This is a genomic window from Janthinobacterium sp. SUN211, assembly GCF_030587315.1.
GTDB classification, from domain to species: Bacteria; Pseudomonadota; Gammaproteobacteria; order Burkholderiales; family Burkholderiaceae_D; genus Janthinobacterium; species Janthinobacterium kumbetense.
In genome coordinates, this window is sequence record NZ_JAPWIC010000001.1 from 62,386 (window position 1) to 84,313 (window position 21,928).

The window sequence follows — 21,928 nt, forward strand, 5'->3', positions numbered from 1 at the left end:
ATGAATATGACCGATACCAACCAGAGCGAAACCCTGCTGGAAGACCTGGGCGATGACATGATCATCGACCAGGGCGACGTGTCCGACGTGGCCAGCGGCCGCGCGCGGCGCGACATTCCGCAGATGATGCGCAAGATTCCCGTTACCCTGACCCTGGAAGTGGGCTCGGCCCGCATTTCGCTGGAAGAATTGATGGCCATCGGCCCGGAAAGCGTGATTGAACTCGACATGCTGGCCGGCGAACCGCTGGTGATCAAGGTCAACGGCACGCCGATCGGCCGTGCCGAAGTGGTGGTGGCCGGCGAGAACTATGGCCTGAAAGTCATCGACCTCGACGGCCTCAATCTCGACCTGATGACAGCATGAAGCTGGCGGTACCCGGCTTGAGCCGGCGCCGCGGCGCGCTGGCTGCCGCGCTGGCTGTTCCCGTTCTGATGCTGTGCTGCAACGCCGCTGGCGCGCAGGACCTGCTGTCCGGCGTGGTGCCGGGCGCGAAGACCGACCTGTCGGTGAAGATGCAGATCCTCGTCGTCATGACCCTGCTCGGGCTGCTGCCCGTGATGGTCATGATGATGACCAGCTTTACCCGCTTCGTCATCGTGCTGTCCCTGCTGCGCCAGGCCCTGGGCCTGCAGCAGGGCTTGCCCAACCGCATCGTCACGGGCATCGCCCTGATCCTCACCCTGCTGGTCATGCGCCCCATCGGCGACCAGGTGTGGAAGGAAGCGTTCGTGCCGTACGACCGCGACCAGATCGGCATGCAGGAAGCGCTGAAGATCGCCGAAGTGCCGATTTCGCGCTTCATGCTGGCGCAGACGAGCAAGGCCGCGCTGGCGCAGATCGCGCACCTGGCCGGCGAACCGTCGACCATGCGCCCGCAAGACCACAGTTTCACGGTCAAGCTGGCCGCGTTTGTGTTGTCCGAACTCAAGACGGCGTTCCAGATCGGGTGCATGCTGTTCATACCGTTCCTCATCATCGATCTGGTGGTGGCGTCCGTGCTGATGGCCATGGGCATGATGATGCTCTCGCCGCTGGTGATTTCGCTGCCGTTCAAGCTGCTGCTGTTCGTGCTCGTCGACGGCTGGACCCTGACCGTCAACACGCTTGTTACCAGCATACAGGGCTATTGATCCATGTTTACCCCTGAAGTCGCCGTCGACCTGATCATCGAAGCGCTGCACGTCGTGATGCTGCTGGTGGTGATCCTGGTCGTGCCCGGTTTGCTCATGGGCTTGCTGGTCGCGCTGGTGCAGGCGGCCACCTCGATCAATGAACAGACCATGAGTTTCCTGCCGCGCCTGCTGGTCACCCTGCTGGCCCTGATCCTGGCCGGCCGCTGGATGGCCGGTTACCTGATGGATTATTGCGTGTCCATTTTTCAGCGCGCCGCCACCCTGGTCGGATAGCGCCGCGCGCCATGGATCAGATTTTCAATCAGGTGCTGCCGTTTCTGCTGGCCGTGTGGTGGCCGTTCTGCCGCATCCTGGCCATGCTCAGCGCCTCGCCCGTGATCGGCGACGCCATGGTGCCCGTCCCCGTGCGGGTGCTGCTGTCGCTGGTGCTGGCGATCCTGATGCTGCCCGTGATGCAGGCGTCGGGCATCTCGCAGGACTTGCTGAAGATCGATCCGTTTTCCCTGCACGCCGCCGTCGCCACCCTGGAGCAGGCCATCATCGGCTTCGTCCTCGGCCTGGCCTTCCACTTCGCCATGTCCGTCATGTCGGTGCTCGGTTACCTGGTGTCGAGCCAGGTGGGCTTTTCCATGGCCGTCATGAACGACCCGCTCAATGGCACCTCGTCGGACGTGATCACGGGGATGCTCACCATCATGTGCATGATCGTGTTTTTCGCCATCGACGGCCACCTCGTGCTGACGGGCGTGATCGGCGCCAGTTTCACGGCCTGGCCCGTGGGGCAGGGCTACGGGCCGCTGCTGCTGCAGACGGTGGCGTATAACGTGGCGTGGATTTTCGCCGCCGCCATGCTGCTGGCCTTGCCCATCGTCTTTTCCACCATGGTGGTGCAGCTGGGCTTTGGCTTCCTGAACCGGGTGGCGCCGTCGCTGAACCTGTTTTCGCTGGGTTTTTCCATGATCACCGTGTTCGGCCTGCTGATGCTGGGGCAGATCGTGCGCTTTATCCCCGAGCACTACATCGCCATGACGAATCGCGTGCTGGAAATGATCGCCGAACAGATGCGGGTGGCCCATGGATAGCGCACGTGCCAACAAGCTACTGCGCAGTCCACTTCCGGGCATCCGTTCGCTGTACCTCCGTACAGCTGCGCTACTCAACTCGGCATTGAACTTGCTCGCTACGCTTGCAGGGCAGGTGCGGAAAGGTGTGGCCCATGGCGGATAGCAGCACGGGCGACAAGACAGAAAAGGCGTCACAGCAAAAGCTGAAGAAATCGCGCCAGGAAGGGCAGGTGGTGCGTTCGCGCGACCTGTCGACGGCGCTGGGCATCCTGATCAGCATGAAGGTTTTCATTTACCTGCTGCCAAGCTATCTGCTGAGCTTTCGCGAGCTGTTCGCCATGGCTTTCATGCCGCTCGACAGCAAGGGCGCGCTGGAAAATGCCATGTCGATGGCGTTTACGACGTCGGTGGGCTTGCTGATCAAGATGATCGTGCCGCTGTTTTGCGTGCCCCTGTTCGTCGTGCTCGGCTCCTTGATCCCTGGCGGCTGGGTCATCAGCACGAAGAACTGGATGCCGAAGATGGAGCGCCTGAGCCCGGCCAAGAACCTGGGCCGTCTGTTTGCGCCCAAACATGCTTTTGAATTCGGCCTGTCCATCGCCAAGGCCGCCGTGCTGGGCATGGTGCTCGTGCATGTGAGCCGCTCCAGCCTGACGCAATACGTGGATTTGCAACACCGGCCCCTGCAGCAGGCCATGCTCGACGGCTCGGCGCTGATGCTCGACGGCTTGATGGCGCTCATTTCCGTCTTTGTCCTGTTTGCCATCATCGATGTGCCGGCGCAGGCGTTCTTCTTTGCCCGCAACCAGCGCATGAGCAAGCAGGATGTCAAGGAAGAACATAAAAGCAGCGAAGGGCGTCCCGAAGTGCGCCAGCGCATCCGCCAGCTGCAGCAGCAGATCGGCCGGCGCAGCGTGCGCAAGACCGTGCCCGACGCCGATGTGGTGATCGTCAATCCCGAGCATTACGCCGTTGCATTGAAGTATGACCAGGACCGCGCCGAGGCGCCGTTTGTCGTTGCCAAGGGCGTCGACGAGATGGCGCTGTATATCCGGCAAGTGGCGAAGGAACACGATATTGAAACGCTGGAGTTGCCGCCGCTGGCGCGCGCCATCTACAACACCAGCCAGGTGCAGCAGCAGATTCCCGTGCAGCTGTACCAGGCCGTGTCGCAGGTGCTCAACTACATCCTGCAGCTGAAAGCATTCCGTTCTGGGCAGCGCGCTGCCCAGCCCCCATTTCCCACCGAGGTGGTCGTGCCATCTCATTTGAGCGAGGTAGTACCTTCATGAATTTCCTGAACCGGTTGGTTGCCGAAATGCGCCGCCACAAGTTCGCCACGCCGCTGTTCCTGCTGGTGATCCTGGCAATGATCATCCTGCCGCTGCCGCCGGTGCTGCTCGATATCTTGTTCACTTTCAATATCGTGCTGGCACTGATCGTCATCCTCGTCAGCGTGTCGGCCAAGCGGCCGCTCGATTTCTCCGTCTTCCCGACGGTGATCCTGGCCACCACCATGCTCAGGCTGACACTGAACGTGGCATCGACGCGCGTGGTGCTGCTGCACGGCCACACGGGCGCGGATGCGGCCGGTAAGGTGATCGAGGCGTTTGGTAACGTCGTGATCGGCGGCAACTTCGTCGTCGGTATCGTGGTCTTCGTGATCTTGATGATTATCAACTTCGCCGTCGTCACCAAGGGCGCCGAGCGTATCTCGGAAGTGTCCGCGCGCTTTACCCTCGATGCCTTGCCGGGCAAGCAGATGGCCATCGATGCCGACCTGAACGCCGGCCTGATCAACCAGGAAAAAGCCCAGATCCGCCGCAAGGACGTGGCCGCCGAAGCGGATTTCTACGGCGCCATGGACGGCGCGTCGAAGTTCGTGCGCGGCGATGCCGTCGCCAGTATCCTGATTTTGATCATCAACATGGTGGGCGGCGTGGCCATCGGCTCGCTGATGCACGACCTGTCGTTCGGCGACGCTTTCCGTCAGTACGCACTGCTGACCATCGGCGATGGCCTGGTGGCGCAGATTCCGGCGCTGCTGCTGTCGGCTGCGGCCGCCATCCTGGTGACCCGCATCAGCGATTCGGGCGACTTCGAACAGCAAGTGGCAGGCCAGGTGCTGACGTCGCCGACGGTGATTTACAGCGCGGCCGGCATGATGGTGGCGCTGGCCCTGATTCCGGGCATGCCGTGGTTCATGTTCATGACGTTTGCGGCCGTGCTGGCCTTCGTGGCCTGGCGTTTGACCAAGCGCGTGAAGGGGCCCGACGCGGCCGGCATGGCGGCCATCGAGGCAGCCTTGCGCGAGGAGCGCCCGGCCGAGCTGGAGTGGCAGCAACTGCCTGCCGTGCAGCCGATGATGGTGATGCTAGGCTATAAACTGGTCGGCATGGTTGATAAAACGCAAGGCGAACCGTTGAACAAGCGCGTCAAGGGCGTGCGCCAGAGCCTGTCTGAAGCGATGGGCTTGCTGTTGCCGAATATCGGCGTGCGCGACGACCTGGCCCTGAAGCCGTCGCAATACGCGATCGTGCTGTCGGGCACCGTGGTGGCGCAGGCGGAAGTGCAGGCCGACCGCCTGATGGCGATCCCGTCGCCGAACGTGTATGGCCAGCTGGACGGCATTCCCGGCATCGAGCCGGCCTACGGCATGCCCGTCACGTGGATCGAGCCAAGCGAGAAGGCGCATGCGCTGGGTCTCGGCTACCAGGTCATCGAGGCGCCCAGCGTGATCGCCACGCACTTGTCGAAGATGGTGCGCGAATACTTGCCGGAACTGTTCCGCCACGAAGACGTCTCGAACATGATGGAACGCCTGACGGCCCTGTCGCCCAAGCTCGCCGGCGCGCTGGACAAGGCGCTCACGCACACGCAGCTGCTGCGCGTGTTCCGCGTCTTGCTGGCGGAAAATGTGTCACTGAAGGATATCGTGCCCATCGCCACCACCTTGCTCGACAGTTCGGAAACGACCAAGGACCCGATCCTGCTGGCGGCCGAGGTGCGTTGCGCGCTGCGGCGCCAGATCGTCAGCGGCCTGTTCGGCCAGAAGATGGAAATGCAGGCGTTTAACCTGGGCGGCGAACTGGAAAACATGTTGCTCGGTTCGCTGAACCAGGCGCGCCAGGCGGGCAAGGTGACTTTGGATAACTATCCGATCGATCCGCACCTGCTGTCGCAGCTGCAAGTGAACATGCCGGTGGCGCGCGAGCAGATGAAGCAGCAGGCCACGCCGCCGCTGTTGTTGGTGCTGCCGCAGATCCGTCCGCTGCTGGCCCGCTATGCGCGCCTGTTCGCGCCGGGCCTGCATGTGCTGTCGTACAACGAAATCCCGGAAAACCGCGAAGTGAGCATCATCGGCACGGTGGGATAAAACGCTGGCATGAAAAGAAAAACGGCGCTGCGGGCGCCGTTTTTTTATGCTGTATCAATTCTGTTGCTTCAATCCTGCTCGTCGATGGGCGGCAGCAGGTCGTGCTCCTGGCCGTCGGCCAGCAGCAGCACGGTGCGGCCTTGCGCCGTTTCTTCTTCGTCGCCATAGTCGTAACCGAGCGGCGCCGCCACTTCCTTCGAGACGATGATGGTTTCCTCTTCGGCCGCGTCCGCGGGGGCCGCGGGCGCATCGGGATCGGCCGCCGCTTCCGCTTCCGGCTGCGTCAGCAGCAGCGCCACTTCGGCCATGGCGCGGAACAGGGCCAGCGACAGCGAGGCGGCGCCCGCCTGCATCGGGTAATTGCCGTGCACGCGCTGCGCGTGCAGCTGGCGGTTCAGGCGGCAGCGCACGACGCGCAGGCCGGCGCGCCGCACGGCGTCGGCGATCTCGGGCAGGGCCAGGCGCACATGGCGCAATGCAGCTTCCTCGTCGGCGGCCAGCTCCAGCAGCACGCCGTCGCCGGACGGTTCCATCTGGATCACCACCCGGCCGATGCCGATGATGATCAGTTCCACGCGCAGCGCCACCTTGCCGCGCCGCCGGGGCGTCGCATCGTCTTCCTCGTCGCTGGCCAGCACGCGCAGCAGCAGGCGCTGGCCGCCCCAGCCATACACGGCGAAGCGCCACGCTTCGCTATCGACCGTCAGTGGGGGGCGGGCGCCTTCGCGCAGCAGGGCTGGTTGCTGCTCGGCCATGAACAGGTTGCCCGGCACGTGCTGGCCGCGCGCCTGTTCCTGCAAGGCAGCATATTGCTCGCCATACGTCTTGACCATCACGCGCCACGAGGCGGCCAGCTGCGCCGCGTCGGGCGGCTGCCAGACCAGCTGGCGCGTGAAGAACAGTTGATTGACTTGCATGGCGCTGCTGTCGCGCGGTAGGGCGCCGCCCGTCCCATCGGCATTCGGCTTGATGAGGGACGCCAGGCTGTCCTGTCCCTGCTGTTGCAGCTGGGCGGGCAGGGTGCCGGCGTCGGGCGCGGGCGCCATGTAGGGGCCGATGGGCACCAGCGGCTGAACCACGCCCGGCACCATCGGCGTCGCGGGGCTGACGTCGAAACGCTGGGTAATCAGGGGAACCGGGTTGCCCGATGAAATGCGGTCTATCGCCATGCCACTGTGTCCAGATGAAAGTCTATAAGAGCCGGTGAATCAGGCGGTATCAGCCATCATGGCTGCAACAGGGACAGTATCATTTTCTGCATGCTCTGGCTTTGCTTGAGCATCGCCGTGCTCGCCTGCAGCAACATTTGTGCCGAGACCATGTTGGCGCTTTCCGCCGCGTAATCGACATCCATGATGCGGCCGATGGCGGCCTTGGTATTGGTGACCATGTTGGCCAAGTTGTTGTGCACGTGGTCGAGGCGGTTGGCCGCCGCGCCCAGGGCCGAGCGCACGCCGCCGACCTGGTCGAGCGCCGCCGCCAGCTGGTCGATCATGTTGTTGGCGCTGCCATTCGTGCCGATTTCGCTGCCGGCCGTGCCGCTGGCAGCAAAGTTGGCCGAAATGGCTTTCAGCAAGGTGTCCAGGCCGCCCATCTTGCCTGACACGTCGAACTGCATGGTTTCGCTGCTGCTGGCGCCGATCTGGAAGGTCATCGCCTCCGACAGGGTGCCCTTGCCGGCACTGCCGTTGCCCAGCAGCAAGCCGCCGCCGTAGGAAGTGTTGGTCATGACGTTGTACAGCTCGAGCCCCAGCGCATCGTATTCGGACTGCATGGCGTCGCGGTCGGTCTGGTTGGACGAAGCGTCGGCCGCCTGCGTGGCCAGGTCTTTCATGCGCACCAGCATGTCGGTGACTTCGCCAAACGCGCCTTCGGCCGTCTGCAGCATCGAGGTGCTGTTCTGCGTGTTGCGCATGGCCACCGTCATGCCGCTGACCTGGGCGCTGAGGCGCGTGGCGATCTGCAAGCCGGCGGCGTCGTCCATGGCCGAGTTGATGCGAAAGCCGGTGGACAGGCGCTGCATCGATGTCGCCAGCCGGCTTTGCGCACTGGCGGCGGCGCTTTGGGCGTACATTGCGGCGATATTGGTGTGAATGCTCAGCACAAGGCGGCTCCGGTGGGCGGTGAGGGTGAATCGGGTCTACCTTGTATAGGCGACTGCGCCGCCCGCATTGTTAAATCGAAAGGCAATATAGTCAAATAAATACGTTTCGCGCATAAAAAAAGCCAGACCGCAGTCTGGCTTGGCGTTGCTGGCCGCAAGCGGCCCGGCAAAGATTATTGCAGCAAGGACATGACCATCGAGGACATGCTGTTGCTTTGTTTCAGCATCGCGGTGCCGGCTTGCAGCAGCATTTGCGACGACGTCATGTTCGAGCTTTCGGTGGCGAAGTCAACGTCCATGATACGGCCGGTAGCGGCCTTGGTGTTGGTGGCGATGTTCGACAGGTTGCTGTTGACGTGGTCGAGGCGGTTGGCGGCGGCGCCCAGGGAGGAGCGGATCGTGCCGACATTGTCGATGGCATTTTTCAGCAGGTCGATCGTGGCGTTTGCCGTGCCGGTCAGTTCCGTGCCGACGCCGGCGCTGGCTGCCTTGAAGTTGTTGGCGGACAGGCCTTTCAGCGCGCCGTCCAGCGTGACCATGCCTGCTTGCACGGTGAAGTCCATGGTTTCCGACTTGGCGGCGCCGATCTGGAAGGTCATCTTGGCTTCCGACAGGGTGCCCGTGCCGGTCGTGCCGGCGCCCAGCAGATTCTGGCCGCCGAACGTGGTATTGGTCATCACGTTGTACAGTTCCAGGCCCAGTGCGTCGTATTCGGCTTGCATGGCGGTCTTGTCGGCCGTGTTCGACGAAGCATCGGCAGCTTGCGTGGCCAGATCTTTCATGCGCACCAGCATGTTGGTGACTTCACCGAACGCGCCTTCAGCCGTTTGCAGCATCGAGGTGCTGTTTTGCGTGTTGCTCATGGCGACCGTCATGCCGCTGGTCTGTGCTTTCAGGCGGGTAGCGATCTGCAGGCCGGCAGCGTCGTCCATTGCCGAGTTGATGCGGTAGCCGGTCGACAGGCGGGTCATCGAGGTCGACAGTTGCGATTGGGTCTTGGCGATCGAGTTCTGTGCGGACAGCGATGCGTTGTTGGTGTGAAGGCTCAGCATTGTATTGCTCCTGGTAAGTGAATTCGTCGAGCGGCAGGTAATTTCTTGCCCTCACCCCTACAAGGCGACAGGGGAGCGTCTTTCATTAAATTCCACATGGAAATTTTTTATCTGGCGCGCCACCATGAAAAAAAGCCCCGGCAATCGCTTGCCGGGGCTTTCATGTGGCGCGAGGCGCCGGTGATTATTGCAGCAAGGACATGACCATCGAGGACATGCTGTTGCTTTGTTTCAGCATCGCGGTGCCGGCTTGCAGCAGCATTTGCGACGAGGTCATGTTCGAGCTTTCGGTGGCGAAATCGACGTCCATGATGCGGCCGGTAGCGGCCTTGGTGTTGGTCGAGATGTTCGACAGGTTGCTGTTGACGTGGTCGAGGCGGTTGGCGGCGGCACCCAGTGCCGAACGTACCACGCCGATGCTGTCGATGGCCGAAACCAGGCTGCCGATGGCGGCGTTAGCGCTGGCGGTCAGTTCGGTGCCCAGGCCGGCGGCGCCGAAGTTGGCGCTGGCCGAACCCAGTGCGGCGGTGACGCTGCCCATCGAGGTGGACAGGTTGATGCTCATCGTTTCCGACTTCGCGGCGCCGATCTGGAACGTCATGGCGCTGGCGATGGTGCCGCCGGTCAGCAGAGCTTGGCCGCCGAACGTGGTGTTTTTCATCACGTTGGACAATTCCAGGCCCAATGCGTCGTATTCGGCTTGCATGGCGTCCTTGTCGGACGTGTTCGACGAAGCATCGGCAGCTTGCGTGGCCAGGTCTTTCATGCGCACCAGCATGTTGGTGACTTCACCGAACGCGCCTTCAGCCGTTTGCAGCATCGAGGTGCTGTTTTGCGTGTTGCTCATGGCGACCGTCATGCCGCTGGTCTGTGCTTTCAGGCGGGTAGCGATCTGCAGGCCGGCAGCGTCGTCCATTGCCGAGTTGATGCGGTAGCCGGTCGACAGGCGGGTCATCGAGGTCGACAGTTGCGATTGGGTCTTGGCGATCGAGTTCTGTGCGGACAGCGATGCGTTGTTGGTGTGAAGGCTCAGCATTGTATTGCTCCTGGTAAGTGAATTCGTCGAGCGGCAGGTAATTTCTTGCCCTCACCCCTACAAGGCGACAGGGGAGCGTCTTTCATTAAATTCCACATGGAAATTTTTTATCTGGCGCGCGGCCATGAAAAAAAGCCCCGGCAATCGCTTGCCGGGGCTTTCATGTGGCGCGAGGCGCCGGTGATTATTGCAGCAAGGACATGACCATCGAGGACATGCTGTTGCTTTGTTTCAGCATCGCGGTGCCAGCTTGCAGCAGCATCTGCGACGATGTCATGTTCGAGCTTTCGGTGGCGAAGTCAACGTCCATGATGCGGCCGGTAGCGGCCTTGGTGTTGGTCGAGATGTTCGACAGGTTGCTGTTGACGTGGTCGAGGCGGTTGGCAGCGGCGCCCAGTGCCGAACGTACCACGCCGATGCTGTCGATGGCCGAAACCAGGCTGCCGATGGCCGTGTTGGCCAGGGTTTTCAGTTCGGTGCCGCCGGCGGTGCCGGTGAAGTTGGCGGTGGCCGAACCCAGTGCGGTGGCGACGCTGCCCATCGAGGTGGACAGGTTGATGGTCATCGTTTCCGACTTCGCAGCGCCGATCTGGAACGTCATGGCGCTGGCGATGGTGCCGCCGGTCAGCAGAGCTTGGCCGCCGAACGTGGTGTTGTTCATCACGTTGGACAATTCCAGGCCCAGTGCGTCGTACTCGGCTTGCATGGCGTCCTTGTCGGCCGTGTTCGACGAAGCATCGGCAGCTTGCGTGGCCAGATCTTTCATGCGCACCAGCATGTTGGTGACTTCACCGAACGCGCCTTCAGCCGTTTGCAGCATCGAGGTGCTGTTTTGCGTGTTGCTCATGGCGACCGTCATGCCGCTGGTCTGTGCTTTCAGGCGGGTAGCGATCTGCAGGCCGGCAGCGTCGTCCATTGCCGAGTTGATGCGGTAGCCGGTGGACAGGCGGGTCATCGAGGTCGACAGTTGAGATTGGGTCTTGGCGATCGAGTTTTGTGCGGACAGCGATGCGTTATTGGTGTGAAGGCTCAGCATTGTATTGCTCCTGTAGGATATATTCAGCGAGACGCGCTATTTTTCTGCTCTCACAAGCACAAGGCGGCTATTTCTGCTTATGTATTAAATGCTACATGGAAATATTTTTTATCTGGCCGCTGGCCTGCGATGATTTTTTATTGCCATGGAAATTATGATTAAAAATGCACCTTTAACTATTTTTCACGGCATCCCGCACGCGCAATTGCTCTTCCGCAATTAACAGCCCCTGGTCGCGGCTTTTGATACGCTTCGCCGGTGTGCCCGCATAGATTCCCCACGCCGGCAGGGACCTGGTGACCAGGCTGAGCGCGCCCACGGCGACGCCTTCGCCAAGCTGCGCGCCGGGCAGCACCACGCTGCCCGAGCCGATGATGACGTGCCTGCCCAAGTGGACGGCACCGCTCTTGCAGTTTGTAAATTCCGCCGGCACGGTGGGGTTGGTCATGCTCGCTCCGCTGTAGTCATCGGTCTTGCTGTACAGGCGCACGCCTTGCGACAAGCCGGCGTAGTCTTCCAGCGTGATGCCTGCGCCACCGGAGAGAAAGCAGCCGCCGCCAATGTGAACGTAGCTGCCGATGCGGATATGGCCACCTGCCGCCACCAGCGTGCTGTAGCCATCGATGCGCACGTTGTTGCCGATGGCGATATTGTCGATGCCGATGATGACGCAGTTCCTGGCGATGCGCACGTTGTGGCCGAGGCTGCGAAACCCCGCGCCGTGCAAGTCTTCTTCGGTGTAATAGCCGGGATTGAAAAGTTCAGACATGGTCATCCTTGTGCGGGTGTGCGGCGCCGGCTTCCAGGTGGCGGCGCTTGCTTTCTGCCAGTTCGGCAATGATGCGCAGCGCCTCGCCGTCGTCGGCCGTCATGTTTTGCAGGAAATGCGCATTATTCTCGCGTATCCAGCTCAGCGGCAGTTCCCACCAGGCCAGCGCCAGCAGGGCTGCGCGCACTTCCTCGCTGAAGCGGAAGCGCAGCAGCCGCGCCGGCGTCCCTGCGTAAATGCCGTAGGGTTCGCTGCGGAAATTGGGCTGCACCAGCGTGCGCGCACCGATGACGCAGCCATTCTCGATGACCGCGCCGCCCAATATCATCGCCTCGTCGCCGATCCACACATCGTTCTTGATGACCGTATCGGCATATTGGGGAATCGGGCTGTTTTCCAGGCCCATGCCACCCAATGCCAGAAGATACGTGGAAATGGTGCGCATGTCGTGCTGGCCGTTGAGGATGAAGCGCAGATTCGCGCCGCCGGAAACGTAGCGCCCGATTTGCAGGTGCTGCGCGGTCGAATCGTATTTGGCTTGCGAACCGATGCCGATGCCGGAACAGCGGCCGATGGTAAATTGCCCGAAGTCCGGCTCATTGCCCAGCCAGTTACGGAAAAAGCCATGCGGTATCAGGGTCTGGCCGCCGTCCTTGTAGGACAGCACGGTAAATTGTGCCGCCCAGCGATGGTCGTCGATGGTGCCGAAAAAGTCGGTGTCTGTGGAAATATTCATGGAGTCAGGCCGGCCTGTGCGTGACGCTCGACGATGGCGCAGATGGCATCGACCTGATCGAGGCCCAGGCCGGGATAGATGGGCAGGCAGATGATTTGCCGCGATGCCTGCAGCGCGTTCGGCAGATTGCTGTGGGCGGCGGTCGGCATGCTGCGGTACATGGGGAAGTCGCTGATGAGCGGATAGAAATAGCGGCGCGCATAGATATTCTCGTCCCGCAGCAGCTGGAACAGTACGTCGCGGCTGGTGCCGTAGGCTTCCTTGACGAGTATGGGAAAGTAGGAATGGTTGGCTGATTCTTCCTCTCCCGCCGGCAGGCAGTCGATGCCGGCGATGGCCGCCAGCCGTTCCCGGTAGCGGCCATCGATGGCGCGCCGCTGCAGGCGAGCCGCATCGATGCCCTTCAATTGCAGGAGGCCGAATGCGGCGTTGATCTCGCTCATCTTGCCGTTGATACCGGGTGCCACCACCGTCACTTCGTCGACGAAGCCGAAATTTTTCAGATGGTCGATGCGTTGCTTGGTCTTGGCGTCGGGGCAGACGATCGCGCCCCCTTCAAAGGTGTTGAAAATCTTGGTGGCGTGAAAACTCAGCACGGACAGGTCGCCGCAATTGAGCACGCTGCTGCCCTTGTGCCGCACGCCGAACGCATGCGCCGCGTCGTAGATGACTTTCAAGCCATAGTTGTCGGCGATCTTTTCGATGCGTTCCACGTCGCAGGGACGGCCATAGCAGTGCACCGGCATGATGGCGGTGGTGTGCGGCGTGATGGCTGCCTCGATCCTGGCGGGATCCATATTCAGGCTCAGCGGGTCGATATCGACAAAAATGGGCTTGATGCCATTCCACAGCAGCGAATGGGCGGTGGCGACGAAGGAATAGGGCGTGGTGATCACTTCGCCGGTGATGCGCAGCGCCTGCAGGGCCGTGATCAGCGCCAGCGTGCCATTGGTAAACAGGCAGATGTGCTTGACGCCCAGATAGTCGCACAGCGCCTGTTCCAGTTGCTGGTGGAACGGGCCGCCGTTGGTGAGGATCTTGTTTTCCCAGATCTCCTCCAGATACGGCAGGAAATCTTGCAAATCCGGCATGAGCGGCTGCGTGACGTAAATGGGCTTCTTGTCGCTCATGACTGCACCGCCTGCTTGCTGGCGTCGTCGGGCGCAATGGCGAACGATGCGGGCGGCAAGCCGCCGCACCAGCGCTGCCACATGGTGCGGAAAGCCTGTTCCATATTGTGGGCAATCGCCCGGGAGTCGGCTAGTGCCGACACTTGCATGCGGTTGCGCAAGTCTGCGCGCAGGACGGCCAGTTGCATGATGTTGCTAGACAAGAATATTCCTTTCCGGACGAAATCGTCGTCGTCGGTCGCGATGAAGGCGTCGAGACCCACATGCTGCAAGATGCAGGCGCCGGCATGGCTCGGTACGCTTGTACCCTTGAGCGTCAGCGTGGGCACGCCCATCCACAGCGCGTGCAGCGTGGTGGTGCCGCCCGTGTACGGGAAGGTGTCGAGGCACAGGTCGATTTGCTGGTGCAGGGCCAGATAGCCGCCCAGGTGGGTGCGGCCGTGGAAAGTCAGACGGTCGGCGGCGATGCCTTCCTGCGCGAACCAGGCTTGCAAGGTGGCGATGTCGCTGTCCTTTTGCATGGCAGCCAGATGCATTTTCGCTTCTGGCAGGGCCCGCAGCAGCTTTGCCCAGCGGGCGATGACGCCTGGATTGAGCTTGCTGAGCCGATTGAAGCTGCCGAAGGTCAGGTAGCCGTTGCCCAGCGCGGGCGCGCGGACCAGTTCCGGGGAGTCCGACGATGGCAGGAAGGGCACGCTGGCGGGCAGCAGCACGACTTTTTCCGTGAAGTACTTTTCATCGACGTCGAATTGCGGGTCCGTCAGGTAGTAATCCATGGTTTTCAGGCCCGTTGTGCCGGGATAGGCGATCCAGCTGACCTGAATCGGCGCCAGTTTGCGGCCAAAGGCCGTCAGGCGGTTGAAGGCCGTATGGCTGGACAGGTCGACCAGGATGTCGATGCCGTCTTCGCGGATCTTTTCCTGCAAGTTGCTGTCGCTCACCTCGATGATATTTTGCCAATGCGGGAAATAGCCGCGCAGGCGCTGCGTGACGGCGTCTTCCAGCGTATTGTTGTAATAGGCATACAGGCTCAGGCCGGGGCTGGCGCTCAGGTGCGCGATCACGGGCACGACGAAATTGGACACCACGTGCGAATTGAAGTCGCCCGAGACAAAGCCGACCCTGATGCGCCGCGCGGGATCGTTGTCGTTGTGAAAACCTTGGCCTTCCGCTGTCCCGGCCGTGGACGGGTGGTCGAAGGCGTCGCCGAAGCGGCAATGTTCCTCAAACAGGCGTTGGGCGTCGATATCGATGCTATGGCTGAGGCAAAACAGCAGGCCGCTGTGGCTTTCCGGAATATGCGGCGCCACCGTCCGTGCGCGATAGCCGCTGGCGATGGCTTCCTCCAGGTGGCCTTCGGCATGGAGTAGCGAGCACAGGTTGATTTCCGCCGCTGCGTAGTCGGGCTTGATTTCCAGGGCGCGCTGGAACGCGGCCAGCGCTTCCTTGCTTTTGCCCATGGTGCGCATGACATTGCCTAAATGAAAGTGCAATTCTTCATCATCTGGTTCGGATTCCATGGCCGTGTTGAGGCACGTCAATACATCCTGATACTGTTTCAGCGCCAGGTAGGCGGCGACCAGATTGTTCCGTGCCGCCCGGTAATCGGGTTTGATCTGCAACGCGCGCTGGAAGCTGCGCACGGCGTCCTGCACATTTTTGTTTTCGTGCATCGCCTGGCCGAGCCGGTTGTGCGCTTCGGCGTCGTCGGGCAATGCAAGGGTGGCGGCGCGGAAACTGTCGGCAGCGGCGCCAAACTGTTTCTGGCGCAGCAGCGCATTGCCCAGGTTAAATGCCGCCAGCGCGTAGTCCGGCTTCAAGGCAAGGGCGCGGCGGTAGCTCGCCACGGCCTCGTCCAGCCGGTTTTCCGCCTGGAGCAGGTTGCCCAGGTTGCAGTGCGCCTCGGCGAACGCCGGCTCGATTTCCAGCGCCCGCAGGTAGCAGTCGCGGGCTGCATCGAGTTTTCCGGCCGTTTGCCAGGCATTGCCCAGGTGGCCATGCGCCTGCGCATCGTGCGGCGTCAGTTCCACCGTCCGCTGCAGCGTGGCGAGGGCATCCTTGCCTTGCAGCTGCAGGGCCGTGCCCAGCACGCTCCAGCCGAACGGCGAGTCGGGATAGCTTGCCAGCAATTGCCGGCAGGCCGCTTCCATCTGCGCATGCTGGCCTGCCTGGTACAGCTGTACGATGTGGTCCATTTCCGGCTGCGACGGCGACAGGGCCGCCAGCGCGACGGCCTCCTGCGCCTGCCGGCGCAGCGCTTGCGAAGCATCGTTGTCCAGTCCGCGGGCGATGGCGGTGTCGACGATGTCGAGCGCTTCGTCGGGCTGTCCCGCCTGCAGCAATCCCTGCGCATAGGACAGCCAGAACTGGCCTTCGTCCGGGGCGACGGACAGCGCCTTGCGCAAATACGGCAGGCCGGCCACGTGCTGGCCTACTTGTCCGGCCAGCAAGCCCAGGTTGTGGTTGGCGATGGCATGGTAGGGATGGGCCTGCAGGATCGACAGGTAAATCTCTTCCGCCTCGGCAAAACGCCCTGCCTGGTGTTCAGCGATGGCTTGCTGTAATTCGGTGTCGGGGGAGACTGCGGGAGGGAGGGGCGGGTGCATGGGCTGAGGCTGGCAGAAATGTTTAGCAACGGGAATTGTAACTGGTGACAGTGCCCGTGAGAAACTTTCCGAGGGGAATTTGTTGACGCACGCCGCGCGAATGCGCACTTGCTGTTGCAGTTGGTCCAAAGTGCGGGCAATTCTGGTCCTTCCGACAAAAAAACAGCGCACTGCCGGACGGGAGTGCGCTGTTCTGGCCGATTGTCAGCCGCTGCTGCGGAGCCTTGCGATTACATATTCGGATAGTTCGGCCCGCCGCCGCCTTCCGGTGTCACCCACACGATGTTTTGCGTTGGATCCTTGATGTCGCAGGTTTTACAGTGCACGCAGTTCTGCGCATTGATCTGCAGGCGTTCGGCGCCGTCGTCGTTCTTCACGAACTCGTACACGCCGGCGGGACAGTAACGGGCTTCCGGACCCGCATACGTGGCCAGGTTGACGTCGACAGGCACGCTGGCGTTCTTCAGCGTCAGGTGGATCGGCTGGTCTTCCGCGTGGTTCGTGTTCGAAATGAACACGGACGACATCTTGTCGAAGGTCAGCTTGCCATCCGGTTTCGGATACACGATCTTCTTCGACTGGGCGGCCGGTTTCAGGCATTCGTGGTCGCCATGCGAGTGGTGCAGGGTCCACGGCGCCTTGCCGCGGAAGATCAGCTGGTCGATGCCCGTCATCAGGCTGCCCAGGTACAGGCCTTTCGACAGCCATGGCTTGACGTTGCGCGCCACGTGCAGCTCTTCATGCAGCCACGATTGTTCGAAGGCGACAGGGTAGCTCGTCAGTTCGTCGTGCTGGCGTTGTTCGCCCAGCGCGCCGAAGGCCGCGTCCGCTGCCAGCATGCCGCTCTTGATGGCCGCGTGGCTGCCCTTGATGCGGCTCATGTTCAGGAAGCCCGCATCGCAGCCGATCAGCGCGCCGCCGGCAAACACCAGTTTCGGCAACGATTGCAGGCCGCCGGCCGCAATCGCCCGCGCGCCGTACGAGATGCGCTTGCCGCCTTCGAAGAACTTGCGGATTTCCGGATGCGTCTTGTAGCGCTGGAATTCCTCGTATGGTGACAGGTACGGGTTTTCGTAGTTCAAGCCGACCACATACCCCACCATGACCTGGTTGTTTTCCAGGTGGTACAGGAAGGAACCGCCGTAGGTTTTCGTGTCCAGCGGCCAGCCGCTCGAGTGGATCACCAGGCCCGGCTTGTGCTGGGCGGGGTCGATTTCCCACAATTCCTTGATGCCGATGCCGTAGGACTGCGGGTCCTTGCCGGCATTCAAGTCATACTTGGCCATCAATTGCTTGCCCAGGTGGCCGCGCGCGCCTTCGGCGAACAGGGTGTACTTGGCGTGCAATTCCATGCCCAGCTGGAAGTCGGGGCCCGGCTCGCCGTCGCGCTTGACGCCCATGTTGCCGGTCGCCACGCCTTTGACGGAACCGTCGTCGTTGTAGAGGATTTCCGCGGCAGGGAAGCCGGGGAAGATTTCCACGCCCAGGTTTTCCGCCTGCTGGCCCATCCAGCGCACCACATTGCCCAGCGAGACGATGTAGTTGCCGTGGTTTTCAAAGCAGGCCGGCACGGCGAAGCCCGGCGTCTTATACGCTTTCGTTTCGGTCAGGAACAGGATGCGGTCTTCCGTCACTTCCGTGTTCAGGGGCGCGCCCAGTTCTTTCCAGTTCGGAATCAGTTCGGTCAACGCTTTCGGGTCCATGATGGCGCCCGACAGGATATGCGCGCCCAGTTCGCCGCCTTTTTCCAGCACGCAGACGGACACTTCCTGGCTCTTTTCAGCGGCCAGCTGCTTCAGGCGGATCGCCGCGGCCAAGCCTGCGGGGCCACCGCCGACGATCACCACATCATACTCCATGGTTTCGCGCGGTCCGTACTGTTCAACTAAGTTATTAGGCTGTGTCATGGTCTCGATTTATAGTCACTCAATTAGGTAGCAAGGATAGGGAATAAAGCATCATCGGGGAAATTTAAGCACGAGTGTGCTTGTTTTTGACGAGGATTGCAACTTTGGCGCCATTTTGCGTGACATTGCCCCTCGCCGCAATCTAAATCCGGCCATTTTGTGTAATGATGGCGTTTACCTTTGCTCAAGTGCGACGCAGGGTATTTTGCCCCTGCGCCATCGGCACGGCGTAAAGTGTTATCTAAAATAAAACAGGAGTAGCTCGTGGGCATAGAAGTCAATTTCGAGGGCAAGATTGCCCTGATTACCGGCGCATCGAGCGGCCTCGGCGCGCGCTTTGCGAAAGTGCTGGCCCAGGCCGGCGCGCAGGTCGTGCTGGCGTCGCGCCGCACCGAACGCCTGAAGGAATTGCGCGCCGAAATCGAAGCCGATGGCGGCGCCGCGCACGTGGTGTCGCTCGACGTGACCGACTTCGCCAGCATCAAGTCGGCCATCGCGCACGCGGAAACGGAAGCGGGCCCCATCGATATCCTCGTCAACAATTCCGGTGTCTCCACCACGCAACGCCTGGTCGACGTCACGCCCGAGGATTACTCGTTCGTGATGGATACCAACCTGCGCGGATCGTTCTTCGTGGCCCAGCAAACGGCCAAGCGCATGATCGCGCGCGCCAAGGGCGACCCGAAGAAGCAGCACCGCATCATCAATATCGCCTCGATGGCGGGCTTGCAGGTGCTGCCGCAGATCGGCGTGTACTGCATGAGCAAGGCGGGCATGGTGCACATGACGCGCGCCATGGCGGTGGAGTGGGGCAAGTACGGCATCAACACGAACGCCATCTGTCCCGGCTACATTTCCACGGAAATCAACGAAGATTACTTTGCCACTGAACAGGGCAAGAAATTGATCGAAATGCTGCCGAATAAACGTCCGGGCAAGCCGGAAGACCTCGACGGCCTGCTGCTGCTGCTGGCGGGCGAGGATTCGCATTTCATCAACGGCGCCATCATTTCCGCCGATGGCGGCATGAGCACGTTTTAACGCCATACAATCTGCTGCGCGTCGCGCTTCTCGGCCACAAATCGCTGCCGCTCGCGACGGTTTTATTCGGCGTTAAAGATAAGTAACCATGGCTGCAGCCTTAGCGCTGCAGCTGCAGTCCCACCAGCTTATGCACCAGCTCGGACGACGTCGAGGCGGCGAACTTGCGCATCAGCTTGGCGCGGTGCATTTCCACCGTACGGGGGCTGAGGTCGATCTGGCGGGCGATGACCTTGCTCGTCTTGCCTTCCACCAGCAGGGCGGCGATTTCGCGCTCGCGCGGCGTCAGTTCCGCCGTCACGGGACGTTTCTCGCTGACATCCTCGAACGTCCAGATGCCCGGCCCCAGCGGTTCCCGCGGCAGCATGGCGTGGCCCGTGACGTGGCACCAGAACAATTCTCCATTACTGCGGCGCATGATGCGTTCGTCCGAATAGCGGCCCTTGGCGTTCATGATGGGGATGATGCGGTCACCCGTGCGCAGGAATTCGTCGTGCGTGGGGTAGAGTACTTCGAACGACTGGTCGTCCAGCTGGGCGCGCGCATAGCCGAACATGGCCGCCAGCGCTTCGTTGCAGCTGCGCATGATGCGGTTTTCCGACATGCACATGCCCACGGGCGCGTGCAGGAAGATACTTTCATAATCGATGGCTGACGCGGCGTTCATCTGATACGTATCACTCTCACAGGGGGATTGCCGGCACGGCGCCGGTAGTTCTACGGTATTGTACTTTCCACTCGCGTATTTTATGCTGAGTCGCTGCCTGAGTCATGGACTCAAGACCAAAGCTTAACAAAAGATAGAGGGACACCCATGAATAAAGTTTATCCTGACGCCGCCTCGGCGCTGGCCGGTATCGTCCAAGATGGCCAGACCATCGCCGTTGGCGGCTTCGGCCTGTGCGGCATACCCGAAGCCCTGATCGGCGCCTTGCGCGATTCGGGCGTGACGGGCCTGACCGCCATTTCCAACAACGCCGGCGTCGACGGCTTCGGCCTGGGCCAGTTGCTCACCACGCGCCAGATCAAGAAAATGATCGCCTCCTACGTGGGCGAAAACAAGGAATTCGCGCGCCAGTACCTGGCCGGCGAACTGGAACTGGAATTCACGCCGCAAGGCACCCTGGCCGAAAAACTGCGCGCCGGCGGCGCCGGCATTCCCGCCTTCTTCACCAAGACTGGCGTGGGCACCATCGTCGCCGACGGCAAGGAACTGCGCGAATTCGACGGCGAGCAATACGTGATGGAACGCAGCCTCGTGGCCGATGTGTCTCTGGTGAAAGCCTACATGGCCGACCGCGCGGGCAATTTGGTCTACCGCAAGACGGCGCGCAATTTCAACCCGAACGTGGCCATGGCCGGCAAGATCACCATCGTCGAAGTGGAAAAACTCGTCGAAGTGGGCGAGATCGACCCGGACCAAGTCCACACGCCGAGCATCTTCGTGCACCGCATCGTGGTCAACGCGCACCCGGAAAAACGCATCGAGCAGCGCACCGTGCGCACTGACTAATAAATAGAAGATTTACGCATGGCAAAACCGTAGCGAGCGGCAGTGATTTGTGGCTAAGAAGCGCAACCGTACTTTAGTACGGTGAGCACCGCAGGCCGCAAAGCGCGCCGCACAGTAGGTTTGGACAGGCGTTCCACGAAAATTGAGGGAGATGATAATGGCTTGGACACGTGACGAAATGGCCGCGCGCGCGGCAAAGGAATTGCAGGATGGCTTTTATGTGAACCTGGGCATCGGCTTGCCGACCCTGGTGGCGAACTACGTACCGGAGAATATCGAAGTGTTCCTGCAGTCGGAAAACGGGTTATTGGGCATCGGCCCGTTTCCCACGGACGAGGAAGTCGATGCAGACCTGATCAATGCCGGCAAGCAGACGGTGACGGCCTTGCCGGGCGCCGCCTACTTCAGCTCGGCTGACTCGTTTGGCATGATCCGCGGCGGCAAGATCAACCTGGCCATCCTGGGCGCCATGCAAGTGTCGGAAAAGGGCGACCTGGCGAACTGGATGATCCCAGGCAAGATGGTCAAGGGCATGGGCGGCGCGATGGACCTCGTCGCCGGCGTCAAGCGCGTCGTCGTGCTGATGGAACACGTGGCCACGGCCAAGGATGGCACGACGTCGCACAAGCTGCTGAAACAGTGCGACTTGCCGCTGACGGGCGTGGGCGTGGTCGACGTCATCATCAGCGACCTGGGCGTGATCGACGTGACGGAAAACGGCCTGAAGCTGGTGGAACTGGCGCCGGGCGTGACCAAGGAGCAGGTGCAGGCGGCCACGGGCGCTGAATTGGACGTTTCCGCCGTATAAACGGATCGTTGCAGGCAATGAAAGGGCGGACAGCGATGTCCGCCCTTTTTTTATGCGCCTGCCTTGCCGCGCAAGCCGTCCAGGCTGTAGGCGCCGGCGCCGGCCACTGCGAAATACAGGAAGGTGAAGCAGTACATGACGGCCATTTCGCCGCCGTTCAGGATCGGCAGGAAACCGGCAGGCGCATGCGCCATGAAGTAGGCGGCCGCCATCTGGCCCGACAGGATGAAGGCGACGGGGCGCGTGAACAGGCCCACCAGCAGCAAGCTGCCGCCGACGAGCTCGATGACGCCGGCCGCGCCCATCACGGACAACAGTTGCAAGCCGTCGAACATGGCCACGTGCGGCGCACCGAACAGTTTGGCCGTGCCGTGTTGCAGGAAGAGGAAGCCGAGGATGATGCGGAGCAGGCCCAGCAGGCGTGGGTTCCAGGTGGCGTAGAAGGCGGGCGAGAGGGACATGACGTACTCCATTCAAAGGTGAGGATGGTTCGGTGTCAGGCTTGCATTAACGCAATGTCATTATGCGGGAACCAAGTGGCGAACAGGTGACCGTACTGTAATGGTTTTTCATTCATTGATCATCCAATGAAATATTGATGGATGATTTACTGT

The 21,928-nt window shown here is 61.6% G+C and carries 21 protein-coding genes; 9 read left to right on the forward strand and 12 right to left on the reverse strand.

From position 1 onward, the window contains the following. From O3301_RS00310 to O3301_RS00335, 6 genes are all read left to right on the forward strand, one after another. A complete protein-coding gene (locus tag O3301_RS00310) occupies nucleotides 1-366 on the forward strand; it encodes a FliM/FliN family flagellar motor switch protein (RefSeq protein ID WP_077403184.1) in 366 nt (121 codons plus the stop codon). Next, the gene (gene fliP, locus O3301_RS00315) at nucleotides 363-1,133 is read left to right on the forward strand and encodes a flagellar type III secretion system pore protein FliP (protein ID WP_251349167.1); all 771 of its coding nucleotides are present in this window, start codon (nucleotides 363-365) and stop codon (nucleotides 1,131-1,133) included. Before O3301_RS00310 ends, fliP begins: the two co-directional genes overlap by 4 nt. Nucleotides 1,134-1,136: 3 nt before the next feature. Continuing rightward, complete coding sequence (locus O3301_RS00320) at nucleotides 1,137-1,409, forward strand: flagellar biosynthetic protein FliQ (RefSeq protein ID WP_034757874.1); 273 nt, start codon at nucleotides 1,137-1,139, stop codon at nucleotides 1,407-1,409. 11 nt (nucleotides 1,410-1,420) lie between these two features. Beyond that, a complete protein-coding gene (locus O3301_RS00325; RefSeq protein ID WP_077403190.1) occupies nucleotides 1,421-2,218 on the forward strand; it encodes a flagellar biosynthetic protein FliR in 798 nt (265 codons plus the stop codon). A 134-nt stretch (nucleotides 2,219-2,352) separates the two neighbouring features. Next, a complete protein-coding gene (locus tag O3301_RS00330) occupies nucleotides 2,353-3,492 on the forward strand; it encodes a flagellar biosynthesis protein FlhB (protein WP_077403194.1) in 1,140 nt (379 codons plus the stop codon). Next, the gene (locus O3301_RS00335) at nucleotides 3,489-5,576 is read left to right on the forward strand and encodes a flagellar biosynthesis protein FlhA (RefSeq protein ID WP_289905387.1); all 2,088 of its coding nucleotides are present in this window, start codon (nucleotides 3,489-3,491) and stop codon (nucleotides 5,574-5,576) included. The genes O3301_RS00330 and O3301_RS00335 overlap by 4 nt, the downstream gene beginning before the upstream one ends. 68 nt (nucleotides 5,577-5,644) lie before the next feature. Here O3301_RS00335 and O3301_RS00340 read toward each other — a convergent pair whose 3' ends face one another. The 10 genes from O3301_RS00340 to O3301_RS00385 all read right to left on the reverse strand — a co-directional run bounded on the left by O3301_RS00340 (nucleotide 5,645) and on the right by O3301_RS00385 (nucleotide 17,952). Beyond that, a complete protein-coding gene (locus tag O3301_RS00340; RefSeq protein ID WP_305055155.1) occupies nucleotides 5,645-6,745 on the reverse strand; it encodes a hypothetical protein in 1,101 nt (366 codons plus the stop codon). Between the two features lie 56 nt (nucleotides 6,746-6,801). Then, on the reverse strand, nucleotides 6,802-7,680 hold the full coding sequence (locus tag O3301_RS00345; protein WP_099664379.1) for a flagellin: 879 nt from the start codon (nucleotides 7,678-7,680) through the stop codon (nucleotides 6,802-6,804). A gap of 173 nt (nucleotides 7,681-7,853) precedes the next feature. Beyond that, entirely contained in the window at nucleotides 7,854-8,732 is an 879-nt protein-coding gene (locus O3301_RS00350) for a flagellin (RefSeq protein WP_289915600.1), read from the reverse strand. Between the two features lie 184 nt (nucleotides 8,733-8,916). Then, nucleotides 8,917-9,768, reverse strand: coding sequence for a flagellin (locus O3301_RS00355; protein WP_099664378.1), 852 nt, complete (start codon nucleotides 9,766-9,768; stop codon nucleotides 8,917-8,919). A 184-nt stretch (nucleotides 9,769-9,952) separates the two neighbouring features. After that, nucleotides 9,953-10,804: a flagellin gene (locus tag O3301_RS00360; RefSeq protein ID WP_099664377.1), complete on the reverse strand. Its 852-nt coding sequence runs from the start codon at nucleotides 10,802-10,804 to the stop codon at nucleotides 9,953-9,955. A gap of 172 nt (nucleotides 10,805-10,976) precedes the next feature. Continuing rightward, the gene (locus O3301_RS00365; protein ID WP_305055156.1) at nucleotides 10,977-11,573 is read right to left on the reverse strand and encodes an acyltransferase; all 597 of its coding nucleotides are present in this window, start codon (nucleotides 11,571-11,573) and stop codon (nucleotides 10,977-10,979) included. Continuing rightward, nucleotides 11,566-12,309, reverse strand: coding sequence for a CatB-related O-acetyltransferase (locus O3301_RS00370; protein WP_305055157.1), 744 nt, complete (start codon nucleotides 12,307-12,309; stop codon nucleotides 11,566-11,568). Before O3301_RS00370 ends, O3301_RS00365 begins: the two co-directional genes overlap by 8 nt. Continuing rightward, nucleotides 12,306-13,439: a DegT/DnrJ/EryC1/StrS aminotransferase family protein gene (locus O3301_RS00375; protein WP_305055158.1), complete on the reverse strand. Its 1,134-nt coding sequence runs from the start codon at nucleotides 13,437-13,439 to the stop codon at nucleotides 12,306-12,308. Before O3301_RS00375 ends, O3301_RS00370 begins: the two co-directional genes overlap by 4 nt. Further along, nucleotides 13,436-16,045, reverse strand: a complete 2,610-nt coding sequence (locus O3301_RS00380; RefSeq protein WP_305055159.1) for a tetratricopeptide repeat protein — start codon at nucleotides 16,043-16,045, stop codon at nucleotides 13,436-13,438. The genes O3301_RS00375 and O3301_RS00380 overlap by 4 nt, the downstream gene beginning before the upstream one ends. A 230-nt stretch (nucleotides 16,046-16,275) precedes the next feature. Continuing rightward, nucleotides 16,276-17,952 carry an electron transfer flavoprotein-ubiquinone oxidoreductase gene (locus tag O3301_RS00385; protein ID WP_174718100.1) on the reverse strand — a complete coding sequence of 559 codons (1,677 nt, stop codon included), beginning with the start codon at nucleotides 17,950-17,952 and terminating at the stop codon, nucleotides 16,276-16,278. A gap of 264 nt (nucleotides 17,953-18,216) precedes the next feature. On the opposite strand from O3301_RS00385, the gene O3301_RS00390 reads away from it, so the two are divergent. Continuing rightward, nucleotides 18,217-18,993: an SDR family oxidoreductase gene (locus O3301_RS00390; RefSeq protein ID WP_034752351.1), complete on the forward strand. Its 777-nt coding sequence runs from the start codon at nucleotides 18,217-18,219 to the stop codon at nucleotides 18,991-18,993. A gap of 100 nt (nucleotides 18,994-19,093) precedes the next feature. Here O3301_RS00390 and O3301_RS00395 read toward each other — a convergent pair whose 3' ends face one another. Then, nucleotides 19,094-19,660, reverse strand: a complete 567-nt coding sequence (locus O3301_RS00395; RefSeq protein ID WP_166450196.1) for a LuxR C-terminal-related transcriptional regulator — start codon at nucleotides 19,658-19,660, stop codon at nucleotides 19,094-19,096. A gap of 147 nt (nucleotides 19,661-19,807) precedes the next feature. Between O3301_RS00395 and O3301_RS00400 the strand changes: the two genes are divergently transcribed. Continuing rightward, nucleotides 19,808-20,506, forward strand: coding sequence for a CoA transferase subunit A (locus tag O3301_RS00400; protein WP_290603951.1), 699 nt, complete (start codon nucleotides 19,808-19,810; stop codon nucleotides 20,504-20,506). A 157-nt stretch (nucleotides 20,507-20,663) separates the two neighbouring features. Beyond that, nucleotides 20,664-21,314 (forward strand): CoA transferase subunit B, encoded by a 651-nt coding sequence (locus tag O3301_RS00405; protein WP_251349161.1) that lies wholly within the window; start codon nucleotides 20,664-20,666, stop codon nucleotides 21,312-21,314. Nucleotides 21,315-21,364: 50 nt separating this feature from the next. Here O3301_RS00405 and O3301_RS00410 read toward each other — a convergent pair whose 3' ends face one another. Next, entirely contained in the window at nucleotides 21,365-21,775 is a 411-nt protein-coding gene (locus tag O3301_RS00410) for a DoxX family protein (RefSeq protein WP_077409084.1), read from the reverse strand. Nucleotides 21,776-21,928 lie beyond the last annotated feature (153 nt).